This is a genomic window from Pyrobaculum ferrireducens, assembly GCF_000234805.1.
GTDB classification, from domain to species: Archaea; Thermoproteota; Thermoprotei; order Thermoproteales; family Thermoproteaceae; genus Pyrobaculum; species Pyrobaculum ferrireducens.
The window spans coordinates 1,432,459-1,444,178 of the sequence record NC_016645.1 but is presented as its reverse complement, the minus strand read 5'-3'; the positions used below and the strand labels follow the sequence as shown (position 1 = coordinate 1,444,178).

Here is an 11,720-nt window from a genome sequence, read left to right as displayed (position 1 = left end):
CTTTTAAACTTACCTTTTTACAATTTCGAGAGCAACCTCCCTCAGCCCTAGCCTTTCTTCACAGAAAAGTCTCCTGTCCATCTCCTCAACGCGCCTCACCGCTGGCTTGAACTCCATCTTAGCCAAGACGTCTCTCTCAAAGTCGACTCCCGGGGCAACCTCCACAAGCTCCAAGCCGCCTGGCGTCAGTCTAAACACCGCGCGCTCTGTGATGTACAGCACCTCCTTCCCCTCGTCCACCGCATATCTCCCGCTGAAGACGATCTTGTAGACACGCTCCACGAACTTGACAATGGGGCCGTCCTCAGCGACTACCAGCCTGCAGTCTTTCACCGCTATGTCCCTCCGGCCAGCGGTGAACCCCCCGGCGAAGTACACCCTTGGGGAGCCTATCGCGATGACGGGGAACCCCCCGGGCCCGGGAAGCCTCCCGGGCAGAAACGCCGGGTTGACGTTGCCCTCCTTGTCAATTTGTAGAAACCCCAGCGAGGTGGCGTCTATCGCGCCGCCTTCGTACAAGACAAATTGGTCGGGCATTGGGATCACGGCGTAGTGCCCCATGGCGGCTCCGAAGTCGGCGTCCATGAGGGCGATTCCTCCCCAAACCCCCGACTCAACCGTGAGGTGGATGAAGTCGTCTAGCCTCTCCTCTCTAATGACGTCTGCGGCCACAGCGGGTATGCCGATGCCGAGGTTAACAGTTACTGGGCGCCCCAGCTTCCCCACCAAGTTCACCAGCTCGAGGACAACCCTCCGAGCCACCACCTTCTCGGCAGTTAGCTTCACCGGCTCGTACGCCACTCTGTAGGGCGCGTCGCCGCTTATGACCGGGTTGAGGTCGAAGGAGGCGGTCTGCCAGTGGTACTTCTCCACCTCCGTGCCCCGCCTAGTCACGACGATGTAGTCCACCAAGGGCCCAGGCACCACCACGTGCTTGGGGTGGATCTCCCCCAGCGTCACCGTCCTCAGCACCTGTGCGATCACGACGCCGCCGGGGTGGGCCTTGACGGCCTCCACAATAGAGAGGACGGAGCCGTATATCGCCTCCTGCTCCATACTCAGGTTACCAATCTCGTCGGCCGTCGTAGCCCTTACCAGAGCCACGTTCGGCTTGGGGCCTCTATACAGCAGGTACTCCCTTCCATGCACCTCGTAGAGCTCAACCGTGGCGGTCCTCCTCTCCCTAGCCAGCCCGTTTAGAAAGCCGCCGTCCTGCCGCGGGTCTATAAATGTGCCTAGGCCCACCCGGCTGAAGATGCCCGGCGCCCCAACGGCAACGGCGCGGAGCCACCTGGTGACTATGCCGATGGGCCAGGTGTAGGCCTCCACTAAGTTCTTCATGACGGCCTTCTGCAACTCCGGCGCCCAGCCGTAGAACGGGAGTAGAAAACCTTTCACAAAGTCCTGGTCCGGGTCTTCCAGGATCAGCTTCCCGATCTTGTCGAGGCCAAAGCCGGGTATTGAGGGGATGGCGTCTGAAATTATGAAAAGCCTCCTTGGGTGCCCCGTCTTCCTATACCTCTCTATCAATTCGTCAATTAGGTAGAAAGGCGCCGTCGCCGCGTTGAAGCCTGAAATAGCCACCACGGCCCCATCTGGAATTTTAGAAACAGCCTCAGCCCCCGAAACAAACTTCCGTATCACGTCTAGACACATGTAATAATTTTAATACTAAATGTCGACTGGTTATAGGGCAGAATTCATTTTCGTCGAAACCTTCATCCTCTATGGTTTTCGATTCGGTAAATTACAATAGATTTAAAATCTATTTCTGCTTTATCTTTGCGATCTAAGTGCATCTTCTCTATTAACATATTAAAATACAGCCTTGAGGTATACCATGTTTCAAAAACTTTGGCTCACCACCGGCAAGAACTACTACAGCCATGACAAGCCTCTGCAATACTTTCTAAGCCACCTCAATTTTAAGCCCGATGCAGACCTGGACGCCCTGGGTCACTACGTCTCTACGAAAATGATAGAAGAGGCGTACTACGTGGACCACTACGCGAAACCGATTCTAAAGATGTGGAGCGTCCGCGGCGAGGAGATAAACTACGTAGAGGTATCGCCCAGCCATCTCCAGACTCTATACGACTTATTGAGACACGGCGTCGTTTCGAAGACGATCACAGGTGAAAGAGATCTGCTATACCACTTCATTTCTGGCTACGTCATATCCGACGCGGGCTTCTTCTGCACAATAACACTCACCGAGCAGACGGCATACGGCCTCGCCAAATACGGAAGCGACGAGGTCAAAGCCACGTATCTCCCCAACTTCTTGAAAAGAGAGAAGCCTTGGATGGGCGCCACCTTCTACACAGAAGTACAAGCCGGTAGCGACCTAGGCGGATTGGAGACGGTTGCTCAACAGAGCGGAGACGGAAAGTGGAGACTAAGAGGAATTAAGTACTTCACCTCCAACGTCGGGCTGGCAGACGCCGCCATAATAACCGCCAAGCCAACGCCGCCCAGGCCCGGCGCGAAGGGAGTCGCCACCTTCTTCGCCCCAGCCTACCTACCAAACGGCAGACCCAACTGGAAAATACTCAGGCTAAAAGACAAACTGGGCACGGTCACCGTCCCAACTGGAGAAGTAGAGCTTAGAGATACCGATGCCCACCTACTGGGGACCCTCGACATAGGCATCTACATCGCGTTGGAAATTTTGACAATAGCCAGGATTGACAACTCCACAGCCGGCCTCGGCCTGGCAAGGAAGGCTCTGTGGGAGGCGTATCTCTACGGAAACGAGAGAAGAGCCTTTGGAAAAAGACTGGTGGAGCACCCGCTTTACCTCCGCGACTTGGTGGAGATGGAGGCCAAGCTACAGGCAACGCTTCTGTACACGCTCACCGCCGCGAAAACCTTCAGCGACGTGGCGTATGCAGAGAGGCCCCCCTACAGCCCCGCCTACTACTACGCAAGGCTCCATACACACATAGTGAAAAACCTCGCCGCCTGGACCTCAATAGAAATAACTAGGTATTCCATGGAGCTTATGGGCGGGATAGGCTTCTTGGAGGAGTTCCCCATGGCGAAGATCCACAGAGACGCGCTGGTCACGGCGATTTGGGAAGGCACAAGCAACATCCAGTCTCTCGACATGGCTGAGGCCTTCTACCGCAAAGACGCTGGAAAAGCCCTACTTGAGGACCTAGCAACTAGGATAAACAAGCTACGCGACGAAGAGGCGAGGCACAAACTCACAGCCGCCTTGCAAAATATCAAAGACTTTGCGACAGAGGCGTTGAAAGACGGCGTAGAGCTACACTCGAAAAAACTACTAGCCATGCTGGGGAAAGCAACGGCCGCTACCTACTACCAGGAGTGGGCAGAAGACTCAGGAGAGCAGTGGGCAACCGCCCTAAGCAAGATTTACCTCTATACAGAAGTCATAGACAAGGAGATCGACTCAAACCTAGTGAGAAAGGGAGGCGAGGGATTACAGTGGATGCTATAAACGAGGTTATTCAGCCTCGGCAAAAATGCAAAAAACACAAGTAGGTTCTATTATACTAAACAACGGTAGTAGCCACTACACATTGATGCCGGCATCCCGTCGACAGCCGGGTTGCCGCTTCCATGTAGTAGGTATCTCGTTTCTGACGGGGTCTATTAACGTGGCAACTATGCCGGTGGATTAAGGAGGCCCCGCTTTTAGCAAGCCGCCGGAATCTACAACAACCACCTGTCCGGTAATTGTCGGTATTTTAACCAGCATCCACACTACCTCAGCCACGTCCTCCGGGGCGACCAGCCTCCCCAGCAACGTATACCGCTTGGCAAATTCCTCCTCAGACATCCCCAGCAGTTGGAGGAGGCTGTCGCCCATCCTAGTCTTTACGACGCCCGGCGCCACGGCGTTCACTCTTATGCGCGGCGCCAGCTCCACTGCCAGCGCCTTGGTGAGGTTCATAACCGCGGCCTTCGCCGCGCTGTAGATAGAGAGGCCTATAAAGGGCCGTATGCCGGCGATAGACGCTATGTTTATGATGACACCCTCCCTCATCGCCCTAGCCGCCTCCTGTGAGCAGTAGATCACCGATCTTAGGGTAACCTCTAGCTGTTTATCGATTAGCTTGTCATCGGCGTCTAGAAATGGGGAGTAGAGCCCCAGCCCCGCGTTGTTAACCAAAACGTCTACGCCGCCGAATTTATCCACTGCCAACTGGACCACGGACTTGCAACCTTCCCTTGTGGCCACGTCCGCCATGACCAACACGCCGACGCCACCAGCCTCTTTTACTAATCTCAAAGTCTCCTCAGCCTCCTCCCTCCCCCTCTTAGCGTTTACCACCACATTCCACCCCTCCCTCGCGAACCTCACAGCAACAGCCCTACCTATCCCCCTACCGGAGCCGGTCACAATCGCGGTGGGCATGTATAAACAACCACTATATAATATACATCTGCCGGCCACGCGCCAGATATTACTAGCCGTGCCAAGGCGGCAGGGCGCACGTCATAGTAGTAAGCCTTTTAATCTACTATGTACCTTTTACTATGGCCACCGTCAAGGTGACACGTAACTATCAAATTACCATACCTGCAGAGTATAGGAAAAAGCTAGGTATTAAGATTGGCGACGTGGTTATGATATACATGGAGGGGGACAGGCTAGTGCTAGTCCCAGCGAGGAGGCGCAGAATTACCTTCAAGATCGGCCGTACTGTCAACGTCAAGGAGTTGGAAAGAGGTGTGGAGAAGGCGCTAGATGAAGCTGTTAGTTGACACAGAGGCATTGGTATTAGAGTCTTTTGACGGCTCAGAAAGACATGCAAGAAACCAGGTTTGGGGGGTTAGGTCGGCTTGGTGCTAGGTTAGGCTTTTTCGCTGACTTGTTTTAGGTTCTCCTCCATGCAGCTACCCATTGCCTTTAGTATTGTCAGCATTATGCCCATTGCCTTCTGCACCTCTGGATCGCGCATGGCGTTGAGGAGGCCCATGAGGCCCACCTTGGGGGCGCCGTTTTCGGCTATTTGTCTCAGCGCCTTGCTTGTACACGTCACGCCGCCCTGCATCGCGGCGCCCATGGCGTTTACGTCGGCGGCGTCCATGATGGACAGCATGGAGATCAGCGGGGCCGCCACTTTGAAGACCTGTATGTCGGCCATTAAGTGCGGTAGCTTCTCCAGCACGATCTTCACCGGTAGCAACAGGGAGCTGAGCTCCTCCACCTCTTTCCTCAGCGCCTCAACCTCGGCGAGCAGGCGCTGGTAGTCGGCCTTGGGTATTGTAACAACCTCGCTCATGGCACCACCCCCAGAAGCCAGTTGAAGTAGACCTTTTCAAACATCTCTTTGAAGATTCTGGTGACGGGCGACGGCGGGAGGAACATGCAGTCTGGGTAGGGCTTCTGCTTCTTGACAAACTGCGTGAAGTCGCAGGCGGCGGCCATGCCGTATGCCCCCACGTCGAGCGCGCAGGTCCCCACGATCCTAAACGGTGGCTTACCGATGGAAACGCCGGCGAGGTCGGCCGCGATGTTGCTCACAACCCACGGCGCGTAGCTGTGTAGAATTGTCCCTGCCATCCCCACGGGGACGTTCGGCGCCGCGACGTCGCCGACGACGTACACGTCGTCGTACTTCTCGCTTCTAAAATCGCCGTTTGGCGGACTCCTCGGCGCGGCCCAGCCGTTCTTGACCAGATCGCTCCCCAGCACGGGGTCGGGCGCCTTGTGCGGCGGCACAATAAACGCCGCGTCGAACTTCACCCTCTCGCCAGTTGTGGTCTCCAGCTCGTTCTTCCCAAGACTCTTAATTGCCTGCCCCTGTCCCACCCCAATGTACTCAATGCCCAGCTGCTGTAGGAAGCCAGACATCCACTTAGCCGCCATGGGGCCGAAGTTCTCGAAGGGCCGCTTCAGGGGGTGCACCACCGTGATCTTCACCTTGTCCCTCAGCCCCCTGGTGAGGTAGTAGAAGTGTGTCAACATCGCCAGCTCAATCGGCGCCGGTGGGCATCTATAAGGCAGTGAGTAGACTCCGATGACAACGTGGCCCTGTTTTACGTTGCTCAGCGCCTCGGCCACCTTAAGCGAGGGCTCCAGCTCCCATGTATGGGGGAAGCCCGTGTCCACAGTCTCCGCCCCAAGCGCAACGACGAGGATGTCATAGGTGAAGTCACCCGCGGTTGTCGACACCTTTCTATTCGCGGCGTCTATCTTAGTAACCCTCGCCTTTACGAAGTTTATACCACGGCGCTTTAGGTACTCCAGCGGCACGCTTATCTGCTCCGGCTTTCTGTAGCCAAACGCCACGTATAGATACGAGGGGCGGAACTCGGTCCTGTCCTTCATATCAACCACCGTGATCTCCACCTCCTCCGGCTTAAACAACTCCCTAACCTCTTTAGAAATCACCAAGCCGCCGGTGCCGCCGCCCAGAACCAGCAGTTTTTTGGGCATAAAGCGCGTTTTATTGGTATATTTAAGTATTGGTAAAATCCCGTACATAGTTGTATACAGAAAAAAGAACAGAGTTCGGAAAAACAACCTCTTCTACACTTCTTGTGAGATATGAAGACTTTCCTTAAAGGCTTTTAATAAGTCATACTACTAATAAAATTTAAAATACTGTTCTATATATACAAAAATATAATTTTTATTTAGTTTTGGAGGTAGTTTACTTAAAAATATATAAAGTTTTAGGTTTCTCGCCTGGCTTTAGAGGTAAAAGCAATACGCCGAGTATTAGCAATGCTATGTACACCAACACCGCTCCGGTAGAAATCATAATTTCAAACTCAGCAGGTGCGTAGTGGACATGGCCAACCTTTCCAAGATAGCTATGGATGAAGGCTATCTGTGGGTGAATTATCAAGTCGTATTTATCCACAAACCCCGCCACCACGAGCGACAACGCGGCTAGGATGAGCAGGGCAGTATTCTTTCTGTAGTAGGCCACCGTAGCCGCTATAAACGGCAAGACTAGTAGCAGAATTACTTCAAATACATAGAAGTTAGGCGTGGATACTACTTCTCTGTACGCTTCCCAAGAGGCTGGGCTGTAATACGAGTTAATCACCATCCACCCCTTTATAAATGCTAAAATTGGTAGAGAGATCATTAATATCCTAGAATAGTACCACGTGGTAAACTCCCGTACACCTAAGCTCTGTGTAAATGGCAATAGGAATAAAGCTTGGCCAGCGGCTCCTATTATTATGGCGCTGATAATGAAGTAAACAGCCATGTGCGGCCCGTACCACGCAGGTATAGCCATGACGTTCCCAAACACCTGGCCTAGGTTGCTGTGGACTAGTACTGTGGCGGTTAATACAGCTAGGGCAATGGCGAGCTCAAGGGATTTCACTTTTCTTAATTTTTCACTTACCTCGCTACGTATGAAATATATCAACTCAATTAGTAGGGTGAGTGCAAATATCATGTATAGTAAGGCCATCCATGCAATTGCTGAACGAGGCTGGAAGAAGAGCGAGAAGCCCTCCTTGGTATGGATAAACATATTCATCGCGGCAAGCGGTCCTTTTGACAAGTCCATTAATATCATTATCCACGCCGGGATGATTGTAACCAGTGAGAAGAACACGCCCAACTTAATGATTTTCTCATACTCTCCGTTAGGTCCCTTATACCCAAATACTGTGTAAATCGAATTTACAATACTCGAACCTGTGGCCATTAAAGCGAAGAAGACATATCCAGGCACCAGTAGGCCCCAGGGGATGACCTCGGCATGTCTATGTTCACTACCCTGCCAGATCAGCACAGCTCCCGCCGCGATTAAAACCACCGCGAGGCCCGCCAGACCCCACCTCATATCCCTGCTCATAGCCCCACGTAGTATACCAACCCTCCCCATTTATTAGCCGGCTTAGCTACGCCCCTACGCACCAAGTCAGCCACCTCGTCGCTGGGGTCGTCTAAATCGCCTACCATCCGAGACTTTGTAGGACATACCTCTACACATGCAGGCGTCCATATCTTGCCATCTCCCTTATATCTGTGGTAACAGAAGGTACACTTATCAACGGCGTCCGCTCTAAAGGCCCATTTATTAGGTACAGGCGGTTTGAATATCACCCCGCCGTATTTAGCCCCCTCGGCCGCCTCCCTCACTAGCGGCTCCTCCATAGCTTTTTCAGCGGTTTTAACCAGCGGCCCGTATCTCATGCCGTATGGACAAGCCACGACGCAGTAGCGGCAACCGATACACAGATCTTTGTCTATCAACACAATTCCCTCCTTGGTCTTGTAAGAGGCGCCGGTTGGACACGCCGTGACACAGGGCGAGTTCTCACAGTGGTAACATAGATATGGTATAAACTTCCTAGACGGCGTGGGATCCTCCCTCTCCCTCCACTCCACCCACGTCCTCAGCCAAACAGTCTGAGGCCTGCCGATGTCTGCAGTCCGTGCGGCGGTGAACACCTGGCCGTGCTCCTGCACACAAGCGGCTACGCACGCGCGGCAACCGACGCACTTATTGAGATCAATGACAAATACCGGCCTCATAGCCTCTCCACCTTACTCACTTCTACTACTGTATTGCCCATGGCCCCCGGCGTGCCGAGCTTCCCCGCCAGCATGGGTCCTAGGTAGTTGTCGTCGCTGTAGCCAGACCTCAACCCCGCCAGCTTCGCCGCCTTCACCCTCAGCCTGCCCCGGGGCACCAGCCAGTAGTGGTAGATGGCTATCACATCCGGCCTCACCATCTTCGTTACCCTCACCCTGAACCTAGCCGTCGGCACCTCGGCGGCGCCCACGGCCTTCAACTGCTCCAACACCTTGGGGGCCGCGGGCTTGAGCTCAACCACGTCGCCGTCCTTAACCCCCAGCTTCGCCGCGGTGTCCGGGTGAATCCACGCAGTCAACAACTCGTCCGGCGTCAGCGTGTTGAGGAGTAGGTTGTTCTGCGTGGCGCTGTGGGTGTGGGTGTAGGGGCCGTGGCGGTATACGAGCAGAAGCCTCCTCGGCGGGTCGGGAGACGCGAGGCCGTTGATCTCCACGTCCGGCGTCGGCGGGCCGGCGGCCCACATGTAGTCCGGCCTAGCCATCCCGGCGTACAGCGGCACAGGAGAGAAGAGGGGATCCACGCCGCTCCTGGCGCCCTCCAGGTCAGAGGGGTCAATTGAAGTTGCTGGTTTTCCGAATACCCTCTTCACGTCGTAGGCCAGATTTATGCTGTAGATCTCCACCTTGCCGCTCGGCGTGGGAAGCGGCGCGAGGCCCTGCGTCAAGGGAGAGTTGTAGTGTATCTGCCTCCAGAGCAACTGTTCCTTATCTACGCTGTACTGCACCGGCCTGAACACGTGGACCTTCACCTTCACCTCCTTGCCGAGGGCTTGGCTCCACCGCTCGTCTACCACAGTCTCGACGCGGCCGGTGGGGACCAGCACCATGTAGCCCCCCATCTTGTACAAGTCGTCCACCGTGGGAGCCCTCACCTGGCCGTTTTCGTCCACAATCCTAATACGTCTAAAAGTGGCGTTGATAAACATCTTTAGGTTGGGTATCGGGAAGATGCCGTCCTCCGTAATCATGCCCACGGGCATGTTCTGAGACCAGTCGGTGCCGTCTCTAGCCTTGACCCCCATCTGCTGAAGCCTCCGAGCCACCATCAGCAGGACCTCAAATATCGTGCGGCCGTCCCTCGACCTAAACAGCTTGTCCAGCTCCCCCGGCTTCCCGCCCAGCTCAAGCCTCTTCATATACTCCTCGTAGTACCACGGGAACCTCACCGATATTGCTGGGAACGGGGAGAAGGGCCCGGGCAGGGCCAGGTCCATGCGCTCTGGGTATGGAAGATCGGGGAGTATCATATCGGCGAACGCGGTTGTGTCGTTAAACTGTATGTCGTGCACAATTACTAAATCCAGCTCTCTGAATATCGCTTCGACGAGTCTGCTGTTGCCGATCTGCGGAATAGGGTTAGAGCCGATGATAAACACAACCTTTGTCTTAAACGGCTTCCCGTGGACAACGCTCTCGTACAGCGCCTGCACCGTGTCGTAGGGGTAGAGGTAGCCCCTCTTCTCCGCCTCCACCGCCCACTCCTCCACCAGCGCAGGCACCGGCGGGGCGCCTCTGTCAGAGGGACCGGGCAGAGGCGGGGCGATTGGAATCACGTAGATAGCGGGGAGGTAGGCAGGTACGTACTCGCCGAAGGTGAGGCCTCGGATTGTCTTGTAGGGGAGGTCCTTCTTGGTGTACTTCAGCACCTTGGTGTAGATATCCGCATACGGCATGACTAGGTGCGTCAAGAGGAAGACGCCCCCCGGTTGCTGGATGCGGCCCAGAAGGGCCATTAAGATGCCGACGGCGCGCCACGTCTGCGGCGAGTTGCTGTAGCGGGGGTCGTGCCACCCGATGGGGACGACGGCTCTGTACCTCGCCACGATCTCCGCCGCCCTTCTGAGGTCGTCGACGTTTACATCAGCCTCCCTCGCCGCGGCCTCCATGTAGTCGCCGACCCCGTGCTTCTTGGCGAGGGCTGAGAGGTTGGCGTCTACCCACTCCTTTAGTATTGTCAACGCAGTCCTCGCCTTCGCAACGCCGCCGTCCTTCAGCTGAACCTCGTACTGCCCAAAGAGGGCAGGCCTCTTGGCCGCGTTGTCGGGGGCGGGGGCGCCGGCGGCTGTGTCCCACACGACGTAGGCAAACTCCTTGGGCTCAGGCAGGCCGTACCTATCCCATGCCACCTCCGAGGCTAGGAGGGGCAACCCGTCTTCCTTTATGAGAAACGGCGCGTTGGTAAACCTGGCCAGATACTGCTCGACGTAGTAGCCGTTGTCGAGGACGTATTTAATGAAGGCCAGCAACACCGCCAGGTCTGTCCCGGGCTTGACAGGTAGCCACACCGTGGCGTAGCTGGCCGTCTCGTCGAAGACGGGGCTGAGTACCACCAGCTTCGCCCCCCTCCTCACCGCCTCCATGAAGCGCCACGTCTCAGTCACCACCCCCGCCCCGATCACGTTTCTCCTAACTACGAGGACAGCCTCCGCCTCGGAGTAGTCGACGCAGACGGTGTGGGCTTGGTGGCCGTGGCCCCATGTCAGCCAGTGGCCCAGGTAGCGGGGGTAGGTGCAGTAGGGGTTGTCGAAGGTTATCATGCCGCCTCCGTAGGCGTCGGCGAAGCGTGAGACGGGCACACCGGCTCTCATAGATGCCGTGGGGCCCCACGCGCCGAAGAGGAAGGTGAAGGCGCGACGCTCGCCGCCGTCTGCCAGCTCCTTTAGCTTCCTGGCGATTATCTCAATTGCGGTGTTCCAGTCCACCTCAACCATGTCGTCGTACCTCCCCCTCGACTGAGACAGCTGCCTCTTTGCCTCCTCCCAGCTGATCCTGCCCTGTACCCAATCCACAAGCGCCCTCCTCGCCATGGGCTTCTTCACCGCGTCTGGGTTAAGCCAGGCGTTGAAGGTGCCGGAGACGCCCCGGGGACATATCCCCAAGGCGCTGGTTGGGGCGTTGGTATTGGGCCTTATCCTCACCGGCTTGCCGTCCACTACGTCGATGTAGATTGCGCATTGCGCCATACACATACCACAGATAGAGGGGATAGACGTCGTGGAGACGCCGGCCTTAGGCACCTCGCTAATAGTAGCCTTAAGCAAAAGGCCAGAGGCGCCTGCAACAATACCTATTGTGACCCCGGCCTTAATTGCATCTCTTCTAGAGATAGACATGTGTCTACACGACTTTTTATGCATTTAACTCTTGTTATAAAACTTGATCAAGCTGTGTACAA

At 55.5% G+C, this 11,720-nt stretch carries 9 protein-coding genes; 2 read left to right on the top strand and 7 right to left on the bottom strand.

The window, feature by feature from the left end; translation table 11 throughout:
• Positions 1-9 precede the first annotated feature (9 nt).
• On the bottom strand, positions 10-1,644 hold the full coding sequence (locus P186_RS07955; protein ID WP_148682864.1) for an acyl CoA:acetate/3-ketoacid CoA transferase: 1,635 nt from the start codon (positions 1,642-1,644) through the stop codon (positions 10-12).
• Positions 1,645-1,840: 196 nt separating this feature from the next.
• On the opposite strand from P186_RS07955, the gene P186_RS07950 reads away from it, so the two are divergent.
• Positions 1,841-3,466: an acyl-CoA dehydrogenase family protein gene (locus tag P186_RS07950; RefSeq protein ID WP_014288939.1), complete on the top strand. Its 1,626-nt coding sequence runs from the start codon at positions 1,841-1,843 to the stop codon at positions 3,464-3,466.
• Positions 3,467-3,646: 180 nt separating this feature from the next.
• Here P186_RS07950 and P186_RS07945 read toward each other — a convergent pair whose 3' ends face one another.
• Positions 3,647-4,387, bottom strand: coding sequence for an SDR family oxidoreductase (locus tag P186_RS07945; RefSeq protein ID WP_148682863.1), 741 nt, complete (start codon positions 4,385-4,387; stop codon positions 3,647-3,649).
• A gap of 122 nt (positions 4,388-4,509) precedes the next feature.
• On the opposite strand from P186_RS07945, the gene P186_RS07940 reads away from it, so the two are divergent.
• Positions 4,510-4,737, top strand: a complete 228-nt coding sequence (locus tag P186_RS07940) for an AbrB/MazE/SpoVT family DNA-binding domain-containing protein (RefSeq protein WP_014288937.1) — start codon at positions 4,510-4,512, stop codon at positions 4,735-4,737.
• Positions 4,738-4,826: 89 nt separating this feature from the next.
• Here the strand turns inward: P186_RS07940 and P186_RS07935 are convergent, their stop codons facing one another.
• The 5 genes from P186_RS07935 to P186_RS07915 all read right to left on the bottom strand — a co-directional run bounded on the left by P186_RS07935 (position 4,827) and on the right by P186_RS07915 (position 11,658).
• A complete protein-coding gene (locus tag P186_RS07935; protein ID WP_014288936.1) occupies positions 4,827-5,258 on the bottom strand; it encodes a helical membrane plugin domain-containing protein in 432 nt (143 codons plus the stop codon).
• Positions 5,255-6,415, bottom strand: a complete 1,161-nt coding sequence (locus tag P186_RS07930; RefSeq protein ID WP_148682862.1) for an NAD(P)/FAD-dependent oxidoreductase — start codon at positions 6,413-6,415, stop codon at positions 5,255-5,257. The genes P186_RS07935 and P186_RS07930 overlap by 4 nt, the downstream gene beginning before the upstream one ends.
• A gap of 217 nt (positions 6,416-6,632) precedes the next feature.
• Entirely contained in the window at positions 6,633-7,802 is a 1,170-nt protein-coding gene (gene nrfD, locus P186_RS07925; protein WP_237179374.1) for an NrfD/PsrC family molybdoenzyme membrane anchor subunit, read from the bottom strand.
• A complete protein-coding gene (locus P186_RS07920) occupies positions 7,799-8,485 on the bottom strand; it encodes a 4Fe-4S dicluster domain-containing protein (RefSeq protein WP_148682861.1) in 687 nt (228 codons plus the stop codon). Before P186_RS07920 ends, nrfD begins: the two co-directional genes overlap by 4 nt.
• A complete protein-coding gene (locus P186_RS07915) occupies positions 8,482-11,658 on the bottom strand; it encodes a molybdopterin-containing oxidoreductase family protein (protein WP_148682860.1) in 3,177 nt (1,058 codons plus the stop codon). Before P186_RS07915 ends, P186_RS07920 begins: the two co-directional genes overlap by 4 nt.
• Between the last annotated feature and the right edge of the window lie 62 nt (positions 11,659-11,720).

What these genes read in the sequence shown, in the direction of transcription:
- P186_RS07950 (WP_014288939.1), top strand. Translation starts at nt 1,841, where the DNA reads ATGTTTCAAAAACTTTGGCTCACCACCGGCAAGAACTACTACAGCCAT.
- P186_RS07945 (WP_148682863.1), bottom strand. Translation starts at nt 4,387, where the DNA reads ATGCCCACCGCGATTGTGACCGGCTCCGGTAGGGGGATAGGTAGGGCT.
- P186_RS07940 (WP_014288937.1), top strand. Translation starts at nt 4,510, where the DNA reads ATGGCCACCGTCAAGGTGACACGTAACTATCAAATTACCATACCTGCA.
- P186_RS07935 (WP_014288936.1), bottom strand. Translation starts at nt 5,258, where the DNA reads ATGAGCGAGGTTGTTACAATACCCAAGGCCGACTACCAGCGCCTGCTC.
- P186_RS07930 (WP_148682862.1), bottom strand. Translation starts at nt 6,415, where the DNA reads ATGCCCAAAAAACTGCTGGTTCTGGGCGGCGGCACCGGCGGCTTGGTG.
- nrfD (WP_237179374.1), bottom strand. Translation starts at nt 7,802, where the DNA reads ATGAGCAGGGATATGAGGTGGGGTCTGGCGGGCCTCGCGGTGGTTTTA.
- P186_RS07920 (WP_148682861.1), bottom strand. Translation starts at nt 8,485, where the DNA reads ATGAGGCCGGTATTTGTCATTGATCTCAATAAGTGCGTCGGTTGCCGC.
- P186_RS07915 (WP_148682860.1), bottom strand. Translation starts at nt 11,658, where the DNA reads ATGTCTATCTCTAGAAGAGATGCAATTAAGGCCGGGGTCACAATAGGT.